General features: G+C 70.8%; 19 protein-coding genes. 4 read left to right on the forward strand and 15 right to left on the reverse strand.

Going from position 1 to position 23525, the window contains the following annotated elements:
* The first annotated feature begins 32 nt into the window (after window positions 1-32).
* Window positions 33-1013 carry an NHL repeat-containing protein gene (locus GF068_RS14095; protein ID WP_153819924.1) on the forward strand — a complete coding sequence of 327 codons (981 nt, stop codon included), beginning with the start codon at window positions 33-35 and terminating at the stop codon, window positions 1011-1013.
* Window positions 1014-1016: 3 nt separating this feature from the next.
* Here GF068_RS14095 and GF068_RS14100 read toward each other — a convergent pair whose 3' ends face one another.
* Both GF068_RS14100 and GF068_RS14105 read right to left on the reverse strand, forming a co-directional pair.
* Window positions 1017-1727 (reverse strand): hypothetical protein, encoded by a 711-nt coding sequence (locus GF068_RS14100; protein WP_153819925.1) that lies wholly within the window; start codon window positions 1725-1727, stop codon window positions 1017-1019.
* 52 nt (window positions 1728-1779) lie between these two features.
* Window positions 1780-3066 carry a hypothetical protein gene (locus GF068_RS14105; protein WP_153819926.1) on the reverse strand — a complete coding sequence of 429 codons (1287 nt, stop codon included), beginning with the start codon at window positions 3064-3066 and terminating at the stop codon, window positions 1780-1782.
* 65 nt (window positions 3067-3131) lie between these two features.
* Between GF068_RS14105 and rsmG the strand changes: the two genes are divergently transcribed.
* A complete protein-coding gene (gene rsmG, locus GF068_RS14110; RefSeq protein ID WP_153819927.1) occupies window positions 3132-3833 on the forward strand; it encodes a 16S rRNA (guanine(527)-N(7))-methyltransferase RsmG in 702 nt (233 codons plus the stop codon).
* 19 nt (window positions 3834-3852) lie between these two features.
* Here the strand turns inward: rsmG and GF068_RS14115 are convergent, their stop codons facing one another.
* Both GF068_RS14115 and GF068_RS14120 read right to left on the reverse strand, forming a co-directional pair.
* Window positions 3853-5247 carry a sigma 54-interacting transcriptional regulator gene (locus GF068_RS14115; protein ID WP_153819928.1) on the reverse strand — a complete coding sequence of 465 codons (1395 nt, stop codon included), beginning with the start codon at window positions 5245-5247 and terminating at the stop codon, window positions 3853-3855.
* 69 nt (window positions 5248-5316) lie between these two features.
* A complete protein-coding gene (locus GF068_RS14120; RefSeq protein WP_153819929.1) occupies window positions 5317-7173 on the reverse strand; it encodes a DUF8189 domain-containing protein in 1857 nt (618 codons plus the stop codon).
* Between the two features lie 382 nt (window positions 7174-7555).
* On the opposite strand from GF068_RS14120, the gene GF068_RS14125 reads away from it, so the two are divergent.
* Complete coding sequence (locus tag GF068_RS14125) at window positions 7556-8965, forward strand: hypothetical protein (RefSeq protein WP_153819930.1); 1410 nt, start codon at window positions 7556-7558, stop codon at window positions 8963-8965.
* On the opposite strand, the gene GF068_RS14130 is transcribed toward GF068_RS14125, so the two are convergent.
* The 10 genes from GF068_RS14130 to GF068_RS14175 form a co-directional block, all read right to left on the reverse strand.
* Window positions 8895-12047 carry a serine/threonine-protein kinase gene (locus GF068_RS14130; RefSeq protein ID WP_153819931.1) on the reverse strand — a complete coding sequence of 1051 codons (3153 nt, stop codon included), beginning with the start codon at window positions 12045-12047 and terminating at the stop codon, window positions 8895-8897. The genes GF068_RS14125 and GF068_RS14130 overlap by 71 nt on opposite strands.
* A gap of 40 nt (window positions 12048-12087) precedes the next feature.
* Entirely contained in the window at window positions 12088-12819 is a 732-nt protein-coding gene (locus GF068_RS14135) for a response regulator (RefSeq protein ID WP_153819932.1), read from the reverse strand.
* A gap of 27 nt (window positions 12820-12846) precedes the next feature.
* Window positions 12847-13968 (reverse strand): sensor histidine kinase, encoded by a 1122-nt coding sequence (locus tag GF068_RS14140; protein ID WP_153819933.1) that lies wholly within the window; start codon window positions 13966-13968, stop codon window positions 12847-12849.
* A complete protein-coding gene (locus tag GF068_RS14145) occupies window positions 13956-14486 on the reverse strand; it encodes a Rab family GTPase (RefSeq protein WP_153819934.1) in 531 nt (176 codons plus the stop codon). The genes GF068_RS14140 and GF068_RS14145 overlap by 13 nt, the downstream gene beginning before the upstream one ends.
* A complete protein-coding gene (locus GF068_RS14150; RefSeq protein ID WP_153819935.1) occupies window positions 14483-16213 on the reverse strand; it encodes an OmpA family protein in 1731 nt (576 codons plus the stop codon). Before GF068_RS14150 ends, GF068_RS14145 begins: the two co-directional genes overlap by 4 nt.
* The gene (locus GF068_RS14155; protein WP_153819936.1) at window positions 16210-16776 is read right to left on the reverse strand and encodes a hypothetical protein; all 567 of its coding nucleotides are present in this window, start codon (window positions 16774-16776) and stop codon (window positions 16210-16212) included. The genes GF068_RS14150 and GF068_RS14155 overlap by 4 nt, the downstream gene beginning before the upstream one ends.
* A gap of 115 nt (window positions 16777-16891) precedes the next feature.
* Window positions 16892-18796, reverse strand: coding sequence for a mucoidy inhibitor MuiA family protein (locus tag GF068_RS14160; protein WP_153819937.1), 1905 nt, complete (start codon window positions 18794-18796; stop codon window positions 16892-16894).
* A 347-nt stretch (window positions 18797-19143) separates the two neighbouring features.
* Window positions 19144-19917, reverse strand: coding sequence for a hypothetical protein (locus GF068_RS14165; RefSeq protein ID WP_153819938.1), 774 nt, complete (start codon window positions 19915-19917; stop codon window positions 19144-19146).
* A 40-nt stretch (window positions 19918-19957) separates the two neighbouring features.
* Window positions 19958-20563, reverse strand: a complete 606-nt coding sequence (locus GF068_RS14170) for a hypothetical protein (protein WP_153819939.1) — start codon at window positions 20561-20563, stop codon at window positions 19958-19960.
* Between the two features lie 88 nt (window positions 20564-20651).
* Window positions 20652-21494 (reverse strand): haloacid dehalogenase type II, encoded by an 843-nt coding sequence (locus tag GF068_RS14175; RefSeq protein WP_338046383.1) that lies wholly within the window; start codon window positions 21492-21494, stop codon window positions 20652-20654.
* A 99-nt stretch (window positions 21495-21593) separates the two neighbouring features.
* Here GF068_RS14175 and GF068_RS14180 point away from each other — a divergent pair, with 99 nt between their 5' ends.
* Complete coding sequence (locus GF068_RS14180) at window positions 21594-22514, forward strand: LysR family transcriptional regulator (RefSeq protein ID WP_153819940.1); 921 nt, start codon at window positions 21594-21596, stop codon at window positions 22512-22514.
* Window positions 22515-22531: 17 nt separating this feature from the next.
* Here the strand turns inward: GF068_RS14180 and GF068_RS14185 are convergent, their stop codons facing one another.
* Window positions 22532-23521: a hypothetical protein gene (locus GF068_RS14185; RefSeq protein ID WP_153819941.1), complete on the reverse strand. Its 990-nt coding sequence runs from the start codon at window positions 23519-23521 to the stop codon at window positions 22532-22534.
* Window positions 23522-23525: the final 4 nt, after the last annotated feature.

Consider the following 23525-nt stretch of genomic DNA (forward strand, 5'->3'; position numbering starts at 1 on the left):
TACCTCCTATCCTGGGGGGCCGGAGGTCACGCATGAGTTCCTTTTTTCGCTCGCTTCGATTCGTGGTTCCTTCGGTGCTCGTCTTTTCCGCCTGCACGGTCACGCAGAATGGGTCTCGCCCCACCGGAGGCGGCGGGGAGGGGAGCGAATCGAGCGGCGGACAAGGCGGCAGCGCCGGGGCCACCGGCGGGGGCGGGAGCGCCGGCTCCGGCGCGGGCGGCGAGGGCGGGGATCTCTTCGGCGACGGCGGAATGCTGGGCGCGGGAGGCGGATCCGGCGGCGACGGTTGCGCGGACGAGGCGAGGCTCGTCTACATCATCGGCCAGGACAACGAGCTCTACAGCTTCGACCCGCCCACGCTCGAGGTGAAGCTCATCGGCGTGATCAACTGCCCGACCGGGAACGGGTCGACGCCGTTCTCGATGGCGGTCGACCGCAAAGGGACGGCGTGGATCCTCTTCAGCGACGGCCGCATCTACCACGTCGACGTGAAGACCGCGGCCTGCGCGGCGACGGCGTACGCCCCGGGACAGCAGAATTTCACGACGTTCGGGATGGGGTTCGTCTCCGATACGAAGGGCAGCGAGTCCGAGACGCTCTACGTCGCCGATTACAATGGCAAGGGCCTCGCGAAGATCGACACCCAGTCGCTCGCGCTCTCCGTCGTCGGCCCCTGGGACCAGCTCTCCGGCGCGGCCGAGCTCACGGGCACGGGCGACGCGCGGCTCTTCGGCTTCTTCAACGACAGCCCGATCATCATCGCGGAGATCAACAAAGCTTCGGGCAACATCCTGAGCCAGGCGCCCCAGCCCTCGGTCTCGATCGGGAGCGGCTGGGCGTTCGCGTTCTGGGGCGGCGATTTCTGGCTGTTCACGAGCCCCGCGGGCGGCAACTCGCAAATCCAGCAGTACAGGCCCTCCACCGGGGCGACGACCGTGGTGAAGACGGGCCTCGGCACGAACATCGTGGGCGCGGGCGTCTCCACCTGCGCGCCGGTCGAGCCGCCGAAATGAGCTCTACTGGAAGTTCATCGCGATCCACCCGCCGGCGGAGCTGAAGCCGCAGGCGACACGCGAGAAGTACTTCGCGCTCATGTTCACGTAATGCCCGCAGACGTCGCCCGTCTGTTGCCCGTAAAAATCGCAGTTGGGGCAGTCGGGGTTGTACCCTTCATTGCAGGCGTCACACCCGGAGCAGCCGGCCTGGTCCTTCTCGCCCCACATCTGATCGAGGCAGCCCGAGACGCCGGCGGCCCCGTGGCCCAGGCATTCGTTCTGGCCGCTGCCATTGCAGGTCGGATAGAGCTTCATCCCCCAGGAGCCGTGAGGCTTGTTGTTCTCTTCGTCCCACGTCGCCTGCTGATCCACGCAGGGCTCGGCGTCCTTCCAGCGCTCGAGGGGCGGCAAGCCCTTCGTGGCGCGGAGCGTGTTGATCGTGTCGACGCACTCCTGACGCGCCGCCTCGAAGGGATCGGGCCCGCCGCCGCTGCTGCTGCTGCTGCTGGCGTTGCCGCCGCCGCCCTGGCCGCCGCCGCCCTGGCCTGCGCCGCCGCTGCCGTTCGACGCGCTGCTGCCATTCGACGACCCTCCTTGCCCCGCGACGCCGCCGCTCCCGTCGCCGCCCGCGCCGCCATCACCGCCGCTCCCCTGCGGCTCGCCGCCCGAACACGCGGCAGCGCCGAGCACGCCCAGACACGCAAGAACTCGAATGGTCATCTTCATCGACATGAGGAAGCTCCTTGGCCAGGGCGCCAGTATGGATTGCGGCGCCGACGCGACGTTAGCCCGGGGCACCCTCGATCACCACGGGATTCCCCTCCCGCGCGACCAGCACCTCCAGGCTTCCGTGCTCGCGATACCCCACGCCGGCCACCACCACGCGGTCCAGATGGCCCGCCACGCGCACTCGATCCCCCGCCTCGATGCGCCCCTCCCGCGCCGCGACTTCGCCCTGATCGAGCCCACGCGCGGCGAGGAACGTCTCGCCGCCCTCGCGGCACACGTCACCGCGCGCGGGCACGTTCACCACGACATTCGCGGCGTCCACCACGCAGCGGCGACCGTCCTCCGTCACCACCACGAACGGCACGGCGTCCGCGTCGTCGAGCGGCTGCGCCCCGCTCTCGCCCGTGACCCGGAACGCGAGGCACCACGTCCCGCTGAAGGGAGCCTCGAGCTCGGCGCGCTCCGCCTCCCCCTCGCGCTCGCCCCGCCCCGCGAGCGCCCCGCGCTCCGCCTCGGTGAGCGGCTCGGCGCGCCCCACGATCCATTCGCGAGCCTCGGTCCAGCGCGAGAGCAGCGCCTCGTTGATCGAGGGCGGGTGCGGATCGAAATGGAAGAGCGAGGGCGGGCGCAGGAAATAACCGAGGGCCCAGCCGAGGAAGCCGGCGCAGAGCGAGGCCGGGATGAGGCCCATCCCCAGGAAGACGGCGTTCATCAATAGCAGTATGCCGAGCGACCTGATGAACGTGACCGGGTCCTTGTAGTCGAGGGAGGGGTCCCTGCCGAAGAGGTCCACGACGATCTCGACGAGCAAGAGCGCCGCGGCGGCCCCGACCCACGTGGACCGCTTCCGCGCGAACACGCGGACGCGCTCGTAAAGCTCCACGATCCAGCCCGGGGTCGTCCTTCGACGTCGAGAGGGCCTCGGCGCCTGGTCGAGCGCGACCCGGAGCACGCTCTCTCGCCGATCGAGCCGTCGGCCGAGGAGGAGGCGCAAGAGCGCGACGACGCCGACCCAGAGGCCCACCGGGATCCCGAACAAGATACACGCGCCCGCGAACACGCCGCAGAGCCCGGCGAGGGGCAACACGACGTGGATGGCTCCCTTCGGAGGACCCATGTCCACGAGCATGTCGACCATCGCGTACAGCGTGAAGCCGATCGCGGGCACGACCATGATCACGATCGCCCACTTCGCGAGCCACGCCGCCCGCGCCGGGGGCTCGACGCGCTGGATCGCGTCGTTCACCGAGAGCGCCACGCGCCCGCACGTGGGGCAGCTCTTCAGCGCGGACGAGAAGCGCAGCCGGCAGGACGAACACCCACGCGTGAGATCACGACGCATCCGGGGCCCATCCTAACGGGTTTCGACCCTTCGCGGGCCCCTCCGCGGCATGCTACGCCGTCCGCGTGACCAAGGCCGCCCGTCCTCCCCTCCCGCTGCCGATCTCCGCGCCCCTCGCGCCTCCCGAAGGCTTCGAGGCGCGCCTCGCGGCGATCGGCGTCCGCCTCGAGCCGGCCGCGCTCGCGACGCTCGGCGACTACCTCGCGCGGCTGCTCGCGATGAACGAGCAGATGAACCTCACCGCGATCAAGGACCCGCACGAGGCCTGGGAGAGGCACGCGCTCGACGCGCTCACGCTCGTGCCCCTGCTCGCCGATCTCGGCGCGGGTTCCCGCCTCGTCGACGTCGGCTCGGGCGGAGGCCTGCCCGGGATCCCGATCGCCATCACGCGGCCCGATCTACGCGTCACGCTGGTCGAGGCGACACAAAAAAAGGCGGCGTTCCTCTCGGCCGTCGTCGCCGCGCTGGGCCTCGGCAACGTGGAGGTCCGCGCCGAGCGGGCCGAGAAGCTCGGCGCCGGGGAGCTCCGCGGGGCCTTCGACGCCGTGACCGCGCGCGCCGTCGCCCGATTGAACCTGCTCGTGCCGCTCACCGCGCCGTTCGTGAAGGCCGGCGGGCTCGTGCTCCTGGTGAAGGGCCAGCGCGCCGACGAGGAGCTCGCCGAGGCCAAACGCGCGCTCGCCGAGCAGCGGACGACCCACGAAAAGACGGTCGTGACGCCGACGGGGCGGATCGTCGTGCTCCGGCGCGGGCCACGCGCGGGCTGAGACGGGGGCGCGCCGGCCTTCAGGTTCGATAGGCGTCGGCGTCGATCCCGTACCGCTTCAGCCACCGCTGCACCTGCATGCGCGCCTTGCCCAGCGCGCGCGCCACGGCGGCGACGTTGCCCTCGTGCGCCCGGAGCAGGGAGACGAGCTCTTCGCGCCGCGCGACCTCCTCTCGCATCGAGGTCGTCGTCGTCTCCAGCGCGGCCCGCACCGTCTCGGGGAGGTGCTCGAACGCGAGCGTCTCGGCGCCGTCCCGGAGGACGAGCGCGGCGCACAACGTCTGCTCGAGCTCGCGCACGTTGGAGGGGTGATCGTGGAGCAGGAGGGCCCGCGCCGCGCGCGGGTGAATGCGCAGGCTCGAGGCTTGCGCCGGCGCGGAGCGCCGCAGGAGGGCGGCGACGAGCAGCCCGAGGTCCTCCTTTCGAGCACGCAGCGGCGGTATCTCGATGCGATGGCCCGAGAGGCGGGCCAGCAGATCACGGCGGAACGCGCCCGACGCCACCATGGGCTCGAGGGGGCGGTTCGTCGCGGCCACGACACGAAAATCCACGGCCACGGCCGCGGTCGCGCCGAGGGGTCGGACCTCGCGCTCCTGCAGGACACGAAGGAGCGCGGCCTGGGCGGCGAGCGACATGTCGCCGATCTCGTCGAGGAAAAACGTGCCCCCGTCGGCCGCCCGCACGAGCCCGAGGTGATTCGTGGCGGCGCCGGAGAACGCGCCGCGCACGTGCCCGAAGAGCTCCCCCTCGACGAGATCCCGCGGCAGGGCGGCGCAGTTGACGCCGACGAACGCGCCGGCGCGCCCGGAGGCGGCATGAATGGCGCGCGCCAGGACCTCCTTGCCCGTGCCGGTCTCGCCCTCGATGAGGACGGGAATACGCGACGCGGCGACGAGCGAGAGCCGCGCGTAATCGCGGGCGAGCGCCGGGCAGAGGGTGGCGAGGCCGAGGGCGGGGGCAGGTGGGGGCGCGTGGAGGATCGCGGGCTCGTCGGGGCCGACGTCGGCGGAGAGGCGGAAGAGGAAAAAAGAATGACCGAGCTCGACGAGGTCTCCATCCTCGAGCGCGCCGCTCTTTCGAGGCTCGCCCTGCACGAAGCAGCCATTCTTGGAGCCCAGGTCCTCGAGGAGCCAGCGGCGGCCGACGCGCAAGATCCGCGCGTGGCGGGAGGAGAGCCAAGGGTCGGGCAGGCGCAGCTCGCACCGGCGCACCCCGCCTTCTCGTGTCGCGACGGCGCCGTGGTCCTTTCCGCGGCCCATCGTGACCTCGTCGAAGGCGCCGAGGTCGACGCGGAGCGGCGGCGTGAGCGGCGCGTGGCCCTGGAGGACGAGGTAAAGAAGAGGGCGGCGCGGCGAGCCGGATTCGCAGGGCTCCCCGGTGGAGGAGAGCGTGGATTCGTCGAAGCCGCCGTTCACGCGGGAACGGTAGCGGCCTCGGGACGTCGCGTCAATGCGCCGCGCGCGGCCGGGCGGGTGGGGGCTGTGTCATTGGGGGGTGCCGGTCTGCGAGGCGCCGAGCGCGTTCTCCAGCCAATTCCGCATGCTGCCGACGTTGCGCCCCAGGGGATCGGGGCCGCCCGTGCCGAAGGTCGCAGTGTAACGCGAGTAGTCGCCGTTGTAGCCCTGCACCACCCCGACGACCCACCGCTGGCCGCTCGAATCCGTCACGAACAGGGGGCCGCCCGAGTCGCCTCCGCGCACGACGTCGTCGGTCACGCCCTGGACGAGGAATTTGTTCGGGCTATCGAGGTAGCAGCCAGGTCCCATGCCCATACACGTGAACAACGACCTGCCCACCTGGCGGGTCGTCGCGAGCTCGCCGCCGCTCCACGCGGATCCGTCCCACCACTGGGCGCGCATGACGTTGCCCTGGCCGTGCGCCATGCAATCGATGCGGTTCGTGCCCCACGACACGCAGGAAGGATCGTTGAGAATGCCGTGGCCGATGTGGAGCCACGGGGTCCAGCTCCCGCTGATCACCGCGGCGTGGAGCAGCTCGCCGTTCTGGTAGCCGAAGCAATCGAGGCGGTTCACGCCCCACGACGAGCAGGTCGGCGCGCCCGTGAAGAGGCCGCCGCGGTTCGCCCAGGGCTGCCACGCGCCGTTGTAGCGCAGGTGCTTGAGCGCGGAGTCGCTGCCGCGGGCCACGCAATCGATGTTGTTCGACGCGTGGCTGACGCAGCGGGGATCCGAGTACACGACCTGCGCGCCCATCGACTCCCACGGCGACCACGCCGAGCCGTTCCAGTAGATGTGATCGACGGTGTTCGATGTATCCCGGACGAAGCAATCGAGGCGGTTCGAGCCCCACGCGACGCAGCTCGGCTTGCCCGAGAACGTGAGCGTGCCCAGCGTCGCCCACGCGCCCCAGCCGACGTTGCTCTGATACCAGATGTGCTTCAGCCTGTTATCCCCGCCGCGGGCGAAGCAATCGAGCCGCCCCGAGCCCCAGGAGACGCATTCGGGATCCGATGCGATCGCGCCGCCGAGATCTTCGGGCGTGGGGATCGTGGCGCCGTTGTCGTTGCTCCACAGGTGCCCGAGGCGGCTATCGGTGCGCCGGTAGAAGCAATCGATGCGGTTCGTCCCCCACGAGACGCAGGACGGCGTCCCCTCCAGCGAGACGCTCCCGTTGGTCACCCAGGGTTGCCAGGTGCCGTCGTATCGACGGTGCGTGAGCTTGTTGAGGTCATCCCGCGCGAAGCAGTTCAGCCGGTTCGACGCGGCCGAGACGCAGCCCGGCGTCCTCGCGACGGAGCCGCCGAGCGAGACGAGGCGCCCGGTGCCGCCGAAGCCCACCATCTCGAGATCGGTCGTCCCGAAAAACGACGCCGCGGACACGTTCGCGGGCAAGCGCGTCATGACCTTGGACGGCGCGGCGATGCTCGACGACACCGGGGAGGACAGGCGCAGGAGGAAGGCGTCATTCCCGCTCGGGAGGCTGTACTGGGTCGACGTGCGGGTGATGGTGCTGCTCGTCGTGAGGCCGATCCGGATGGTGATCGGCTGCTGAAACGTATACCACGCGCCGGGCGTCTCCCATTCGTTCCAGTCGCCGGTGGGCGTGCCCGGCGTGCGGAGCATGTCCACGCAATGGCCCGCCGTGAGCACCAGGTCCGACGCGACGAGGGTGCCCGTGCAGAGCCCGCCGCCGGTCTCGATGCGGACGACGGCGTTCCGCGCGGGGGAGCTCGTGTCGTTGCCGTCGCCGAGCATGATCGCGCTCTCGGCGCCATCGACGCCCTCGTCCTCGCCGGCCGCGCCGCAACCCAGGGCGAAAAGGAAGGGGAGGATCGCGGCGGGCGCGATCGCCGCGCGCTTCGAAAGCAGAAGGTCGTACATCGGGTCTCTCCGTGGTGTCACGGCGGTGTCCTTCCCTCGATGAGGGCGCCGTGCAGAATGCGGCGGCACCTGGCAATACGCGTACCACGCGTCCGGAGGCGGCTTCCCCGCGGAGCGCCGCGCGCGCGCCTGCGCGCGGGCGCGCGGGGCTGTTGCGCTGTTGCGCTCGTGTTACGCATCGCCGCCGACGCTGATTTCAGGCGGCCCCGGCGCGCCGGATCCGCCTGGATGCATCGAGAACGCGGTCGTTGCGCCGTTGCATTGGAATCGATGGTCGAGCGATCGAAATGGCTTGCCATCGCCGAGCATTGCGTGCCAGGGTGGGCACGTTCTCATGAATACCCGTTCCTCCTCTCGCCCTCGGTGGTCCCCTCCGCTCCTCGTGCTGGCCGCTTTCACGGGCTGCGCGGTCGCGCCGCAGCCGACGTCGGGCGTCGCGGTGGACGCCCTCGAGTCCACCTGCGCCGGGGGCGGGTCGACCCACAACGACATGCCGCACAACGACATGCCGCACAACGACATGCCGCACAACGGGTTGACCACCGAGGCATTGCAGGAGAACGCCGCCCTCCTCGCGTTCCTGAGCCAGAACCCGCTCAGCACGGATGCGTTCGTGCAAGCCGGGCTCGAGGTGAGGCAGGTCCTCGCGACCGAGTCCGCGCGTACACTCCTCTCGTACGTCGTCTCGTGCGCGCTCGATCCGTGCACGGCCGTGAAGGTCAAAGACGCCCTCGGGCAAACCCATTCGTTCCGCGGCGAGCTCGGGTATTGCGGGCCGGAGGCGCCCACGATGCTGCGCGGCTGGTCCGGGGCCGCGCCCACCGAGGCGTGCCAGGAAATGGTCTCGTCCTGTATCCTCGCCCGGACCAATGCCCTCGGAAAGCGGGTCGTCCTCTCGCTGCGGGATTCGGTCTACGCGCGGCCGCTCGTCGAGCGCGTGCCCGTCGAGACCATGTACCGCGAGAGCCGCGGCACGGACATCGCGAGCTTCTCCCCGTGCCCGCCCGACGCCGCGAGCGTGCCCCCGGCCGAGCGGAACTGCGGGTATTCTCCTCGTTACATGGGGCGTTGCCTCGCGGGCGAGAGCGTCCAGCTCACCGCGCCGCCCGGGCTCGTCGTCCGCGTCTGCGAAGGCATCCACGGCTGCGATCACCCCGAAGGGCCGAACCCGACCGCTGGCGATCCGCGCTGGTATTCGCGCCATCTCCCGGTCACGGGGCAGTCGAGCACGGGCAAATGGAAGTTCTCCTGCCCCGGCACCCACCCCGAGGACGGCACCGTCCGGGCCCCGATCGGCCCCTGGCGCACCTATGGCGTGATGCTCGCGCCGCTGGATCCCGCCGCGCCCGTGCCGCCCGAGGCCGACGTGCAAGCAGCCAACAAAGGATACCCGGCGCCCGAGACCCAGGTGTTCACCCATCGCGAGGGCGCCTTTTATGGAAACCTCTTCCAGTCCGCCTGCACCAAGCTCCCGTGCCCGGCCGCCTCCGCGATGCTCTCGGGGAAACAGTATGCGTGTTACAGCGACATCTGGAGCGACGGCCTGGCCGTGCTCGCGGATCGGCTGTGCGCGAGCTCGAACGCGGATTGTTTCCAGAACGAGCCCGGCCCCTGCCTACCTGCGCCCGAGGGGCAATGCGACCGTGAGTCGAACGAGACGCAGCGGCGTTACACGAGCTGCGGCTGGACGGACCTGCCCAATTTCCTGACCAAACACACGGTCACCGTGTACCTGAATCACCCCTGCGATCTGAACGATTTGAAGAATTGCGCCCTCGCGCACCTGCCGTGAGCAGCGCCCGCATGTCCCGCACCAGCGGGACGTCCGCGTCCGCCATCGCCCACGCGTCGATCACCCGCCGCGCGAATCGCTCGGCCCGCGCTCGATCGCCGCGCCGCGCGGCCCGCGTCGCCGCCTGCGCCATCCACGCCCGCGCCCCTGCGGCCTTCGCCTCGCTCGCCTCGAGCGCCTCCAGGAGCCGCCCGACGATCTCGTCCTCGCCCGCGTGTTCGAATGCCTCCAGCATGGCCTCGCCCATCACCGCGACGAAGGGCCCGGGCGCGCGCACGAGGGGACGAAATGCCTGCGCCGCGCCCGCGAGATCCCCCTCCGCGTACCGCTCCGCGCCCGCCACGAATGCATCGGTCTCCGGCAGGAGGCCGCCCGAGAGCCGCTCCTTCAGGGAACGAAATCGATCGAAGCACCGCCGCGACACGCCGCGCGAAGCCCGCGCGCAGATCGCCGGTAGCCGCAGGGGCACGTCGAGGTGCGCGCCGTCGAGCGGCGGCGGCTCCGGCTCCAGGAACACGCGGACGATGTCGTCGGCGACCTCGGGCCCGCGGCCCAGCAGCAGCCCGATTTCGAGCGCCCGCCACGCGATCTGCAATCGCTCCACCCGCACCCACCCCGCGTCCTCCGCCTCGGTCCCCATCACCCGCCGCGCGCGCTCGAGCGCCCTCGACAACCGCGCCTCGCTCGCGTCCACCTGCACGAGCCATTTGTCGCGCGCCACGCGGTGCACCGGATATCCCCCGGTCGAGACCTGCAAGGCGAGCCCCCGGACCTCCTCGCGCAGCCCCGAGGAAAAGAGCCGATCCGCGAGGACCGTGGCCACGTACGTATCGAAGGGCGAGAGGACGTGCGCCCGCCGCGCGAATACGAGCGACGTCTCCGCGTCCTCGGTGGCCAGCGCCCCGAGCAGCCAGCCATAACCCTCCCACGGCGCCCACGCCTGCATTCCTCGCACGGCCGCGGGCGCCCTCTCCGTCCCCTGCGTCACCGCCGCGAGCTGCAGCCACGGCGCGCAGAACTCGCCCACCGGGTTCTTCGGCGAGGCCTGCACGGAGAGCAGCGCCGCCTCCGCCGCCCGCCCTGGATCCGTCGATTGCAGGAGGCATGACGCCGTCGCCCAGAGCGTGCTCCGCGCCTGCGGGGAAGGCGCCTCGTTCGCCTGCTTCAAAATGGCCTCCACGACCTCGGGCGGATCGCGCCGAAAGACCATGTGTTCGAGCCGCGCCCGCGCCGCGAGCGCGCCGGGCGACGCCTCGTCGAGCGCCGGCAACGTGATCTCCGGCGTGCGCAGCCCCAGCGTGTACGCGCATCGGTATCGCTCGATCAGGCCGATCTCCGCGAGATCGGACGCCTTCTCCTCCACGGCCGCGCAGGCGCCCGGCAAGCCGCCCGCGTTGTGCGCCATCGCGAGCGTCAGATCGAGCAAGCGGAGCGCGCCGTCCACGTCCTTGGCGCGCGACACGTCGGCCTCCTCCGGCGCGAGGCGCGCCGCCCGCGGCAGGCTCCCGCGCGTGACGAGCGCGTCCATCACCTCCCGCACGGCCTCGTAGAGCCCGCGCCCTCGCCCCTCGGCGTGATCACGCTCCACCCCCGCGTCGTTTTTCAAGACGATCCGCACCTCGAACCCCGACGCGCCCCGGAGCACCTCGCCGTCGATGTGCATCTCCGCGCGCCGCGCCGCGTCGAGCGAGCGCGTCCGGGCCTCGGGCCCCGCGTAAGGATCCTCGGGGGATCGATCCGAGGGTTGTCCAGGAAAACCCAAAAGCTCCGCGGGCAGGAGCGTGCTGCCGGGATCGCCGCCGAACAGGACGCGCGCCCGCTCGCAGAACGTCGCCGCCGCCGCCGCGCCCAGCCACCCCGCCGGCGCATCCACGCCGGAGGCCACGAGCACCGGGCAGGCGAGCAGGGCGCGCGCAGGCCGGGAAGCGGAGGGGACCGGGCGTGTCGCATCCGGGCGGACGTCCTCGTGAAACATCGCGACGAACGACCCTGCTCCCAGCGCGGCGATGCCGGCCGAAAGGAGCACGACCGCCCTCCGGCGCCGCGGCGGGCGCGTATCGACCCCGAGGGGCATCGTGGCGCTCGCGTCGGACGTCCGCGTGGCCGTCGCGTCGGACGTCCCCGTCCTCGTCGCGCTGGACGTCCGCGTCTGCTCATCGGCGCGCGGCTCGTCCGCATCACGCGCATCGTCCGCTTGGAGCTCCTCCCCCTCGAGCATTGCCGCCGGCACGCCGAGCGCGACGCCGAGCGCGCGTATCGCGATCGTGGCCCGCGAGAAGCGCCGCTCCGGATCGGGATGGGTTGCCCGGACGAACCAGGCGTCGAACGCCGCCGCCAGCTCCCTCCCGCGCCGCGCCGCGCGGGCGCGCGCCGGCTCGACGGGGCCCTTCACCGCCGTGAGCGCGAACGTGATGGGATCCTGGCCCCGCTCGTCCTCCCAGTAAGGGCTTCCCACGAGGAGCGTGAATGCGACCATTCCGAGCGCGTGGATGTCCGCGGCCGGTCCCACCGGGAGGCCACGAATCTGCTCCGGGGCCATGTACGTCGGTGTCCCCACCGCGCCCGTCGTCTCCGGATCGCCGAGCTCGGTGAGCACCTTGGCCACCCCGAAATCGACGATCTTGATACGAGCGTCCTCGCGCGGGCGCTCCTCGACGAAGAGGTTGCTCGGCTTGAGATCGCGGTGGACGATGCCGCGCGCGTGTGTCGCGTCGAGCGCGAGCGCCACCTGGGAGAGCAGTCGGATCACCTCGGCGGCCGGGAGCGCCCCCGCGCGGCGCAGCCGCTGCCCGAGGTCCTCGCCGTGCAAGAGCTCCATCACGAGATACGGAGCTCCCGTCGCGTCGTCCGTCCCTGCGTCGAGCACGTCCACGAGGAACGGGCTCTCGACCTCGCCCGCGACGCGCGCCTCGAGGCGAAAACGCTCGCGCAGATCGCCCCGCGTGGCGGCGTGCGCGTGCATCACCTTCAGCGCGCGTGGTCGCCCCGTGGCGATGTCCAGCACCTCGTACACCGCGCCCATCGCGCCTGCGCCGAGGCGGCGCACGACGCGATAGCGCCCTGCGAAGAGGGACGCGCGCATGACGGCGGCGAGCCTATCACGCCCGCGGCCGCCTCGTCGCTCAGGCCGACTCGACGCGCAGGCTCGACGACAGTTGCTCCTCGATCTGCCCGATCAGCCAACCGATGAAATCCTCTTTCCGCATCACGCGCGAGACGTGCAGCCCCGACCAGACCGGCGAGCGGACCGACGAGGTGTCGCAGCTCTGCACGACGACGGGCAGGTCGCGGATCGCGGGATCACTCCGGATCGCCCGGACGAGCTCCACCCCGTTCATCACCGGCATGTGGATGTCCGTGATCACCAGCGCGACCTTCTGCGCCGCCAGGGTCAACAGCGCCTCGTGGCCGTTCTCGGCCTCGAGCACCTCGAAGCGCGGCGACAGCACCGAGCGGTACATGTGACGCAAGAACGCGTCGTCCTCCACGAGCAGGATGGCTCCACCCGTGGCGCCGCCGAGCACACGCTCCACCACCGCCCGCAGCTCCGAGGCCGTCACCGGCTTCTCCACGTACCCCGAGACGCCGTGCAGGATGGCCTCGGCCTCGCGCTTCACCACCGTGACGAAGACCGTGGGGATGCCGCGGCTCCGCAGGATGCGGTTCAGCGCGAAGCCATCCATCTCCGGCATCAGGACGTCGACCAGCACGAGATCCGGCGTCCACGCCGAGAGCCCCCGCAGCGCGTCACGACCACTCGGGCTCGTGTGCACCTCGTGGCCGACGTCCGAAAGCGCCGAGGCCATCCAGACCCTCGTCTCGTCGTCGTCGTCCACGATCAGGAGCTTCGCCATGGTGCTCTCCTTGCCATCGCTCCTCCCTCATGCCGCGAGGGACGCCACGGAAGCGGGGGCCTTGCGAAGACGGAACCAGAATCGAGCCCCTCCCTCGGGCGGCGCGTCGTAGCCGATCGAGCCACCCCAGCGCTCGACCGTGATCCGGCAGAAATAAAGCCCGAGCCCCGTCCCTGCCTCGGGCCCGTTCCCTCGGCTGAAGCGCTGGAACAGGCGCGGCGCCAGCGCGGCCGGCACGCCCGGCCCCTCGTCCTCCACGCGCACCTCGACGTTCGGGCCGTCCTCGCGCGCCGCCACCCGGACCCGGCCCCCGACCGGGCTGTGCCGGATCGCGTTGTCGAGCAGGTTCGACAGCACCCGCACGAGCCTCGGCTCGTCTGCGATGACGAGCAGATGCGGGGCCGCGACGTCCTCCTCGATCCGCACCTTCCGCCCGCGCGCCGTCAGCTCTTGCGCCGCGACCACGCGGCCGATCCCGGCCCGCAGATCCGAGACCGCCGTCTCCTCGTGCGTGGCGTCGAGGTCGCCGTGCTCGGACGCGAAGACGCTCAGGATCTCGCGGATCATCGCGCGTTGCCGCAGCGCCGCCTCGAGCGCCAGCTCGACGAGCACGCCCTCCTCCCCGGGCGCGTGTCGCTCGTCGAGCGACGAGAGCACGCCGAGGATCGTCTGCAGCGGGCTCGCGAGGTCGTGGACGATGCAATGCATGAGGATGTCCTTCTGCTCGATCTCGCGGGAGAGCGCGTCGTAGGTGAAGCGCAGCTCGCGGGCGCGCTGCAGGAGCAGCCGTCGCTCGCGGAAGAGCTCGTCGCAGCGCGTGATCACGAGCAGGCAGCGCGGCCCGAGCTTCAGCGCGGACGCCACGAGGGGCAGCTCCTCGCCGCCCGCGGCCGTCTCGCACCAGATGTCCGAGTCGAGCCGCGTCGGCCCTTCGCCGCGAAAGACGCCCTCCGCCTCGGGCAGGAACACCTCGAGGAACGGAAACAACGTCTCCGCGCGGATGGGCGTGTGCGCCGCCGGCACGCCCTGCGTCAGCCGCGCATACCAGTCCGGCGGGCTGCCGCGCAAGACGAACGCCCCGTCGCGCTGGCGCTCGAGGACCACCTTCCCGAGGGAGGCGAGGACCGAGCTCGAGATCAAGGTCTCCATGGCACATCCGCCCTCCCGCTCCGGAGCAGCGCGTAGCCGAGCGCGCGGAACGCCTCCTCCACGCCCGCGCCCGTCTTCGCGCTCGTCTCGAAGATGGGGAAACACGACGCGAGCTCACGCTCGTGGGCGTCGTCGAGCTCCCAGAACGGCCGCAGATCGGCCTTGTTCAGCACGAGGACCCGCGGCACGTCCCCCACGATCTCCGCCGCCGCCTGGTGCAGGGCCAGCGCCGTCTCCACCGTCGCGCGGCGTGTTCCATCGGCGACGAGCAGATAACCCGCCGCGCCCCGCAGGTACGAGAGCCGCACGCGCTGGAACTCGTCCTCGCCGCTCAGATCCCAGAGGACCAGCACGACCCTGTGATCGTCCACGACCACCTGCTTCGACTCGATCTTCGTGCCGATCGTCGTCTGGTACTGGTCCGAGAAGATGCTGCGCACGAAGCGCATCAAGAGGCTCGTCTTCCCCACGCCCGTGGCGCCGAGCAAGCAGACCTTCCGCTTCTCCAGCGTGCTCATGGCTCTTTCCCTGCCTTCACGAGGTGCACGGCGAAGGTGACCCTCCGCGCGGCCACCTCCGCGGCCCCCACGCCACGCGCCTCGAGCTCGGTGGCCGCGATGCCACGCTTCACGAGCTCGGCCGCCACGTTCGCCGCGCGCTGCTCGCTCAGCCGCAGGTTCGCCTCGGGCGTGCCCGCCGCGTCGGTGTGGCCCACGAGCTCGATCCGCGCGGACAACCCTGCGCGTGGCGCCGCCGCGAGCAGCTCCCGCGCGGCGCGCGCCGCGGCGTCGAGGTCCTCGAGCTCCGCTCGCTTCAGCCGGGCCGAGCGGGGCGCGAACGATATCTCGAGACCCTCGAGCGTGGCCGCCGCTGCCTGCGTCCGGTGGAGCGCCTCTCCATCGAAGAGCCGCGTATCGTCGAGCGCATCCACGCCTGGCAACGTCGTGGCGACCAGCCGCGCGCGGTCGATCCACGCGCGCTCGGCGACCCCTGCGACCACGACCGTCCCCCCTTCGAGGTGCAGCGACACGCCCGGCGGCGGCCTGAGCACCTGCCACGCGCGCCGCTCGACGATCGGCGGATCCAGCGAGATCATCGGCTCGAAGTGCAGCTCCACCTCGGCGAGGTCGAGCCCGTGGCTCGGCAGCAGCGTGGCCGGGTCCCTCGCGAGCGGATCACCGAGCCCTTCGACGAAGCGGCGCCCTCCCGCGCGCCCCGATCGCGTCACCGTCACGCCCGGCTCCGCGCCGAGGGCCTCCACGTACCCGTCGAATCGCTGATGCCGCTCGTAGAGGACCCCTCCTGCGATCACCACGCCCGTCAGGGCGAACGCCGACAGGCCTGCGATCGCGATGAGCCCCCGGCGCTGGCTCTTTTGCTTCCGGATGCGCTCCTCCCGCATGCACCCGAGCAGCGCCTCGCGGGTCGGCTCGAATGCGGCCACCTCGCCCTTGAAGTTCTCGAGCGGCTCCCGGTATTCGCCGTGAATGTATTCGAGCGTCTCGACGAGGGACGCCTCCACGTCCTTCGTGGCCACGCCCCGGACGATCGCCACCAGCACGGCGCGTGGCCCGTGCTCGACGACGCCCGTCAGCCCTCCGACGGAGAAACGCGACAGGCCGCTCTCCTTTTCGACGCGGAAGGCGTCGCGCGCGAAATCGTCGATCGCCGCCAGCATCGCCGACACCTGATCGGGATCCTTCGCCTCCGCGCCGTCCGTCGCGACGTGCTGCAGCACGAGCCCGCTCTCCCGGTGCAGCAGGAACACGTGCTCCACGCGGTAGACCAGGCTGTGGCGCATCACGACCTCGGCGAACGGGCGGCCCGTGCGCCTCGCCTCGACCCGCCATTTCAGGCTATCGAGCGTCATCGTGCGCTCGACGATGTCGTCCACACGCTGCAGCATCGCCTCGAGCGCGGCCTTGGCTGCCTTCCGGACGGCCGGGCCGATCGACGGGAAGATCGCGTCGGCGAAGAGCTCCGGGTTCTTCCGGACGGCCTCGCGGATGTTCGCGAGCATGATCGGCTGCATCGCGGACGAGAGCTCCTCGCCGCGCCTCTGGCTCGCGACGGCGGCCTGGGGCAGGACCTCGCCGACGGCCTCGGCCAATGCGTCGGGGGACTCGAGCTTCTGTTCGAGGCTCTTCAGCCGCTCCTGCTCGGGTCGTACGAGCAGCGGGCGCAGGTCGTCGAGCGTGTAATCGTGTTCCCGAGGCCGCGCCCGCGCTCGCAGGCGGGGGCTCATGGCTTCTCGATGCGAGGCTCCGGGGTGCGTGGGGCCTCGACGACGCCGCTCGGGGGGCCGACGGACTCCGAGGCCTCGCCGCTGAACAGGGCGAGCTCGCGCTGCAGCGTCCCCATGAGCTCCTCCCGGAGCGAGTGTGTCTGCTCCACGAAGCCCTTGGCCTCGTCGAGGATCTGCTGCCGGAAATCGCGCTGGGCGCGGATCAGCCCGTCTTCGAGCTTCTTGATGCGCTGGTCGAGCTCGGCGATGGCGTCCCGCGCCTCGCGCGCCACGTTGTTCAGCGCGGTCATCTGCGCGGCGCGATCCGCTTGTTGCTGCGTGCTGTGCGCGTCCGTCTCCCGCTTCACGTGCGCCTCGAGCACGCCGACCATACGCTTCGTATCGGCGCGTAGCTCCTCGCCTTGTGCGGCGACCAGGCCCTCGATACGCGCGAGCTTTCGCTCGAAATCGCGCACGAACGCGCCGAAGAGGATCTCCCGCACTTGATCGAGGCTGTTCGCCGGGGACGTCGCCGCGTGCGACGTCCCCCTGCTGTCGAGCTCCGCTCGTGCGCCTGCGCTCATGGATCCCCTCGTCGCCATACTCGAAGGCTCCTTCGGCTCGGTGGATCCATAAAGCGGCGCGGAGGGCTCGCCAGCCCCTGCGCCGCGGGCGAGGCCGCTGGCCTGCGGCTCCCGTTCAGAGCTGCTGCTCGATATCGATGAGCCGCTCCTCGAAATCCATCTTCTGGCGCGGGGCCGCGGGGCTCGGCGAGGGCGGGCGCATCTGCTGCTTGCGCCGCACGTCGAAGACCAAAGACGGCGGGTATTCGACCAGATACGACACGCGGAACTCGCGCTCCTCGCGGGGCTTCAGCGTCACGGTGAAGCGCACGATCCCCTTCGCGTCCGGCTTCTCGTTCGGGGAGATCTTCACGTTGCTCACGCGGATCTCGGTGTTCTCCGAGACCGGGATCCGCTCGGCGAGGACCAGCGTCACGGGCCGATCCGACAGGTTCTTGGCCCGGCTCACGAAGGCGAGCTGCATGCGGTTGCGCGCGTTGCGCTGCAGCGAGCTCTGGCGCTTGTCGAGCTCCCTCGTGAGCTTGACCTGATCGGCCACGCTGAAGAACATGGAAAAATCCTCGTCCTTGGCCACGAACTCGACGTCCGTCATCCCGAGGAACGCGCCGTCCTGATAACGCGCCACGCTGCCGGGCAGGAGCGGCTGGTTCGTCTTGTTGGCCATCTCCAGCGTCACGGCTGCATTGAGGGACTCCTCCGGGGCGGCGATGATGCGGCGCTGCGCCTTGATGCGGCTCGACCCGATGCGCAGCCGGATCGATCGGCCGTCCGAGCGCACGATCGCCGGGTCCTTGGCGATGAAATGCGCCGTCGTGCCCCGCGTCTGCAGGCCCTGGAAGATCTGCACCGTCTTGCTCTGCACGCGCTCGAGCAGCGCCAGGTTCGTCGAATAGGATTGCTCGAACCGCTCCACCTCGGAGATGTGCTGCGACGAGGCCTGGTTCATCCGGTTCCAGTGCCGGTTCTGCTCCTCGAACTTCTTCTGCGCGGCGCTGAACGACGTCACCTGCCGCGTCACCGTCCGGGAGACCTCCTGCGTCTTTCCGAGCGCCAGCATCTCGAGCTCCGGGATCCGCTCGCTGTCCGAGGACGATTGCGTCGAGAACGACAGCTCCGCGTGGCTCCAGTCCTCCCCCGTCGTCTGCGTGACCACCGCGAACGACGTGAGCTCCACCCAATCGGGATCCGCCGCGCTCGCGCGCACCTCGTGCATCGGCTCCCACGTGGCCCCGGGCGTCGCGTACGTCAGCGTCAACGTCGCATTCGCGGCCGCGTTGCCTTGCGCCGTCACGAGCACGGTCGTCTCCTCGAGCTTCGTCAGCCGGCGCAGCTCCTCGAGGTTCTTCGCGCTCGCCTCCACGTCGGGCGCGAGCGCCTCGCGCGCGGCCCTCGTATCACGCCGCGCGGCGGCCGTCCTGCGCAGCGTCCCCGACACGAAATCGACGACCTGCCCGAACTCGCCGACCTTGATGTCGCGCGTGACGGCGTCGGTCTTCAGCTTCTCGACCGAAAACACCTGGAGCGAAGCGACCTGTTCCTCTTGTGTCTCGAGGATCGCGAGCTCGTCGTCGAGCGCCTGGAGCTTCTGGAGCATCGCCTTGTGTGCTTGCTCCACCTTGCGGAACCCCTCGTCGCTGGATCGCGCCAGGAATCGCCGCTCGACGACCACGTCGATGATCTTCCCGGCGCTCACCGCGGCCCGCACCGAGCCCTCGTCGACCCAGCCCGGCAGCTTCGTGAAACGAAAAACCACAGGCTCGGCCGCGAGCGCCACCGTCGCCTCGCGGCTGACGAGCGCGCGATCCGAATACACGGTCACCTTGGTGATACGCGAGGCCACGCCCTTGTCGGCGGGATCCTCGGGGCCGGAGACGGCGGCGGCCAGGGCGAACACGGGAGGAGGCGTGTTCGCAGGCGGATTCGGCGCGGCGGGCGAGGCGGCGGGCGGCGTGGCCGTGCACCCGAGGGCCGCGGAGAGAAGGAGCAAGGCGGCGATCGACGTCGGAAGGGGCGTTCTCATGGAAGACCCCTATTGTACGGACGAAAGGCCCCGAGGATCTATCCCGCAGATTTGTGTTCTGGCAAGCCTGAAGGCCTCCCCGAACAGGACGACGACCCGTCCGGAGAGGCCGATCGGCCTCTCGAAGACGGCTTTTACGTCGTCCGAAGAGGCCTCCCGGCCTCCGAAAACGCCTCGCCGCCTCGTTCGAAGAAGCCTCCCGGCCTTCGAAAACGCCCCGTCGCCTCGTTTTCGCAGACCTCCCGGCCTTCGAAAACGCCTCGCCGCCTCGTTCGAAGAGACCCCCCGGCCTTCAAAAACGCCCCGCGCACCCTTTTCGGGAGGCCTCGGGGCCTCTTCGGGCGCCGTTACGCCCCTTCCGGCGAACCCTCGGGGGCTCCGGCGGGCGGGTTCCCTGGGCGTGGACGCTTCTGGGTGGCCTCGCGGAACGCGTCGAGCGGCCGCAGGGCGGCCCGGGCGGTCATGATCGTCGCCGGCTTGTCCCGATCGACGGTCGCGAGCACCTTCGTCGCGTAATCGACGATCTCCTGGCCCATCGCCCGCACGTGCTCGCCGAGGTCCTCGGAGAGCGCCGCCTCGCGCTGCAGCACCCCCGCCACCATCTTCCCGTACGCCACGTGTTGCACGCGGACGTTGTCGAGGAACTCCTTGCCCGCGATCCGCTCGATATCGACGGCGAACTTCTCCTCGTCGATGCGCCGGAGCACGGAGTCCGCAATGGCGTATTGCTCGGGGTACGACTCCGTCAGGAACGAGAGACCGGCGTCACCGAACAGGCTCGCGAGGATCTCGCCCGCGCGTTTCGCGTCCGGATACGTCTCCACCGGGAGCAACGTATAGGCCTGGAGCCTGCCGCGCAGCGCGCCCCACGAATTGTCCCCGGCCCGATCGATGGGCCGCGAGTCCTCCTCGCCCGCGCGCCCGAGCGCCTTCTTGCGCAACGTATACGCGATCTGCGCCGCCTCGGCGACGTCGATGAGCCGCTTCTGCGCCTTCTTGACGGACGCCGGCATGATCTTCGGGCAGCTCTCGGCGAGGACGCGGGAGAGCGTGATGCCACCTTCGAGCGTCATCACCGGAGGGCGAATGTATGCGGCGGGATCCGGCGGGGTAGGGGACATGCGCGCGACCCTACCAGCAAAGTCGCGCGTGGGGAAGAGGCTATCTCGCGAACCAATCACTCGGCCGCTGGCGCTGGGTCACGACGAGCCGCGCCTTCGTCCACTGGCCCTGGCTCGGCTTCAGCGTGCCCGAGCATTCGATCGTCCGCGACGAGGTGCGCTCGTACGTGTCGGTGAGGTAGAACCAGCCTGAAAACCCGTCTCCGCCCTTCTTGTCGAACACGTGCGCCCCGCGCCTGAGCCCCGTCTTCACGGGCCGCAGCCTGCTCCCGCGGGAGCAGGAGACGTCGCCCTGGACCTCGAAGCCCCCGCCGCTCGTCGTCCCCTCGTCGACCACGAGCCAGATGTTGTTGAAGGCATACCCCGTCCCCTCCCATTTGAACGGGATCCGGAACGGCTTCTCCGGCTCGACGGGCGTGCTCGCGACCTCGTCGTCGGGGACGTGCAGATCGCGGCCCTCTTCCTGATAGAGGAGATACCCGCCGACAGCCGCCACGAGGAGGAACAGGGTGAAGCAGCCGCCGCCGAGGAGGAGGCCGACCTTGTTGATCTTGTTCGGCCTCGGGGCGGCCGTGCGATAGGGACCCTGGGGGCCCGGGGGGCCGGGCCACGGGCCGGCCGGCGGAGGGGGAGGGGCGGCGTGCATCGCGGCGAAGGTCTCACGAGACGAATGCAGGGTCAACGGCGCACGTCGAACGCGTCGGAGGTGAGAGCTGCGCCCAGCGCAGCATGAATCACGCGCCGGCCGCGGCGAAGGTGACGAGCTCGGAGAGGCCCGCTCCGATGCCGTCGGGGAGCACGTCCAGCATTTCGGCGGGCTGCTTCATTCGATTGACCCAGAACGTCGGATAGCCGAACCACTTCGCCCCCGCGGCGTCCCAGCCGGCGAACGCCGCGAATACGATCGCCTCCCGCGGGAGCTCGAGCGCGTCGACCGCGAGCCGATACGCGCGCGGATCGGGCTTGTAGGTCCTCGCCTCGTCGGTGCTGATCGCCCGTTCGAAGAGGCCCCCGAGGCCGGCGCTCGTGATCGCAGCGTCGAGCATCCGCGGCGTGAAATTGGACAGGAAGACGAGCCGTACGCCCGCGCCTCGCAAGGAGCGGAGCGCGGGGAGCACGTCGGGCCACGCGCGGAGCTCGAGGTGAGCCTCGAGGAGCCGCGTCCGTGTTCGCGCGTCGAGGTCGAGCCCGAGCCGCGTCGCGGCAAACGAGAGCGCGTCGGCCGTGACCTGCCAGAAATCCGCATACCGCTGCGAGGCAACCCGGAGCCACGTGTATTCGAATTGCCGGGTGCGCCAGGCGTCCATCAACGAGGCGCCCTGGCCCGGGAAGAGCTCCTCGGCGAGCGCGCCGATGGGCCGCGGGTCGAAGATCGGAAAGGCATCGAAGGCGATCGCCCGGACGCGCGCGCGCGCGGGCGGCCGCGCGGGGGCCTCGGGGGCCGCCGCGACGCACGAGGCGGCCACTCCGAGCGGGGCCGAGGTGAGGAGCTGGAGGAATCGACGACGGTTCGACGGGAGGGTCGGCATGAAGACCTCGCAGGTGATGGGGGGCAAGACGTCCCAGCGCAGGGACACGAGGAGCTTGCGAGCTCCGCCATGGTCCAGGCACCAACATCGGCGTATGCTCCCCATGCGTTCTTGCATGGCGCCGCGAGCGCCGAGCGGGCAGGAGATATGCTCGACTGGGATGATCTGCGGTTCTTCCTCGCCGTCGCGCGGCACAAAAGCCTCACGTCGGCCGCGCGCGCGCTCGGGGTCGCGCAGCCGACGGTGGGGCGGCGCATCGACGCGTTCGAGCAGCGTCTCGGGGCGAAGCTCTTCCGGCGCACGCCGTCGGGGTTCGCGCTCTCGGCCGTGGGGGAGGGGATGCTCGCGCACGCCGAGCGGATGGAGCTCGATGCGCTCGCCGCCGAGCGCGCCGCCGCGGGGCGCGACGCCGGGCTCGCGGGCCACCTGCGCGTCACCGCGTCGGAGTGGCTCGCCGTCCGCGTGCTCGGCCCGCTGCTCGTCCCTTTCCTCGCACGTCACCCTGCCATTTCCGTCGATCTGGTCGCCGACGCGCGCTGGCTCAGCCTGCCGCGGCGCGAGGCGGACATCGCGCTGCGCCCCGCCGCATTCGAGCACCAGGACGTCTTCCAGCGAAAGGTCGCGCGTATCGGCTTCGGCCTGTACGCATCGGAGGTCTACCTCGCCGAGCGTGGCGTCCCCGATTTCGAGAAACAATGCGAGGGCCACGCCCTCGTGACGATGGACGATGAGCCGCCGATCGCCGACGTCGCCTGGCTCCGCTCCGTCGCCGCCCGCGCCCACGTCGCCGCTCGGACGAATGGCCGCGAAGCGCAGGCAGCCATGGCCGCCGCGGGCGTGGGGCTCGTGTGCCTGCCGCGGGTCCTGGGGGACGCGACCGCGGGCCTGTACCTCCTCGCGCCGCCGTCACCGCCGCCCGAGCGCACGTTGTGGCTCGGCGTGCATCGAGATACGCGCGCCGTGCCGCGCGTGAAGGCGCTCGTCACCCACCTCGCGGGCGCCCTCTCGCCGCTCGCGCAGGCCCTGCGGCCGGGCGCGCGGCCCCGGGCGAGCCGATCGTCGTTGTAACCCATGCCCGCGTGGACTCAGTCGAACCCGCCGAAATCCCCGAAGTCGCCGCCGCCGGAGTCGCCGCCGCCGAAGTCGTCCCCGCCGCCGAAGTCGTCCCCGCCGAGGTCGCCGCCGTCCCCCGTCTCTGCGGTGGTCTCGGCGCCGGGCTCCGCGAGCCCGGGGTTTTCCGCGACGTCCGCGGCCGAGCCGACCGAGGCGCCGGACGGGCTGACCACGTGGATCATGGGCGCGTGCATCATGTGCATGAACGACGAGATGAGCATCACGTCGAGCATCATCCCCATCGGGCTCGGGTAATAACGCGTATACGGGTCGTAGGCGGGGTTCGAGGGTTCGAGCTTCGCCTCCGGCGCGCCTTCGCGGGGGGGCCGGACGACGAGCGCCTCCGCGCGCTTCTGCGTGATGATCGCCTCGGGCATCGCAGCCCGCAAGGCGTGCTCGAGGCGCGAGACGAACGATTCGAACTGCAGCCGCGCGCCCTCGAGGCGCGTCGTGTCCGCGACGAGGGGCGTGACGCGATTGCGGTATTCCTCCGCGGACTCGCCGCGCCTCGGCTCGAGGTCCTGGATCCGGCCGCCGATCGAGACGTACGCCGAAGGCTCTCCCGCGGGGTGCTCCGTGAACGCGCGTGTCTCGACGAGCAGGTGCAGCCCCGCCTCCTCGTGCTCGAGCGCCAGCCGCAGCTCCGAGAACCCGCTGCCGAAGAGCGACGTGTGCTCCGACATCGCGATCATGAGATCGGGCAGGTCGCCCGCCTTGCCGTCCGTGTCCTGAAAAACGACGGTATCATCGACGACGAGCGAGACGGCATTGTCGAAGCCCAGCCCCACGAGCGCCCGCTTGATCACGTCGACGAGCGCGCTCGCCTCGAACGCCACGCGGACGCGGTCGGTGGAGAGGTCCGGCGAGCCGCCGAGCCGTTGCTTGATTTTCTCCCAGAAGCTCGGCTCCCGATGGATGACTTCGCCCCGGAGCGTCGCGTGGATCTGTCCGACGAGCCTCATGATG

This window comes from Polyangium spumosum (assembly GCF_009649845.1).
GTDB lineage: Bacteria > Myxococcota_A > Polyangia > Polyangiales > Polyangiaceae > Polyangium > Polyangium spumosum.

Bases quoted from the DNA above. Each gene is read 5' to 3' on its own strand.
- GF068_RS14100 (WP_153819925.1), bottom strand. From the start codon at position 1,727: ATGTCGATGAAGATGACCATTCGAGTTCTTGCGTGTCTGGGCGTGCTC.
- GF068_RS14185 (WP_153819941.1), bottom strand. From the start codon at position 23,521: ATGAGGCTCGTCGGACAGATCCACGCGACGCTCCGGGGCGAAGTCATC.
- GF068_RS14160 (WP_153819937.1), bottom strand. From the start codon at position 18,796: ATGAGAACGCCCCTTCCGACGTCGATCGCCGCCTTGCTCCTTCTCTCC.
- GF068_RS14180 (WP_153819940.1), top strand. From the start codon at position 21,594: ATGCTCGACTGGGATGATCTGCGGTTCTTCCTCGCCGTCGCGCGGCAC.
- GF068_RS14170 (WP_153819939.1), bottom strand. From the start codon at position 20,563: ATGCACGCCGCCCCTCCCCCTCCGCCGGCCGGCCCGTGGCCCGGCCCC.
- GF068_RS14145 (WP_153819934.1), bottom strand. From the start codon at position 14,486: ATGAGCACGCTGGAGAAGCGGAAGGTCTGCTTGCTCGGCGCCACGGGC.
- GF068_RS14120 (WP_153819929.1), bottom strand. From the start codon at position 7,173: ATGTACGACCTTCTGCTTTCGAAGCGCGCGGCGATCGCGCCCGCCGCG.
- GF068_RS14140 (WP_153819933.1), bottom strand. From the start codon at position 13,968: ATGGAGACCTTGATCTCGAGCTCGGTCCTCGCCTCCCTCGGGAAGGTG.
- GF068_RS14150 (WP_153819935.1), bottom strand. From the start codon at position 16,213: ATGAGCCCCCGCCTGCGAGCGCGGGCGCGGCCTCGGGAACACGATTAC.
- GF068_RS14135 (WP_153819932.1), bottom strand. From the start codon at position 12,819: ATGGCGAAGCTCCTGATCGTGGACGACGACGACGAGACGAGGGTCTGG.
- GF068_RS14105 (WP_153819926.1), bottom strand. From the start codon at position 3,066: ATGCGTCGTGATCTCACGCGTGGGTGTTCGTCCTGCCGGCTGCGCTTC.
- GF068_RS14130 (WP_153819931.1), bottom strand. From the start codon at position 12,047: ATGCGCGCGTCCCTCTTCGCAGGGCGCTATCGCGTCGTGCGCCGCCTC.
- GF068_RS14155 (WP_153819936.1), bottom strand. From the start codon at position 16,776: ATGAGCGCAGGCGCACGAGCGGAGCTCGACAGCAGGGGGACGTCGCAC.
- GF068_RS14165 (WP_153819938.1), bottom strand. From the start codon at position 19,917: ATGTCCCCTACCCCGCCGGATCCCGCCGCATACATTCGCCCTCCGGTG.
- GF068_RS14095 (WP_153819924.1), top strand. From the start codon at position 33: ATGAGTTCCTTTTTTCGCTCGCTTCGATTCGTGGTTCCTTCGGTGCTC.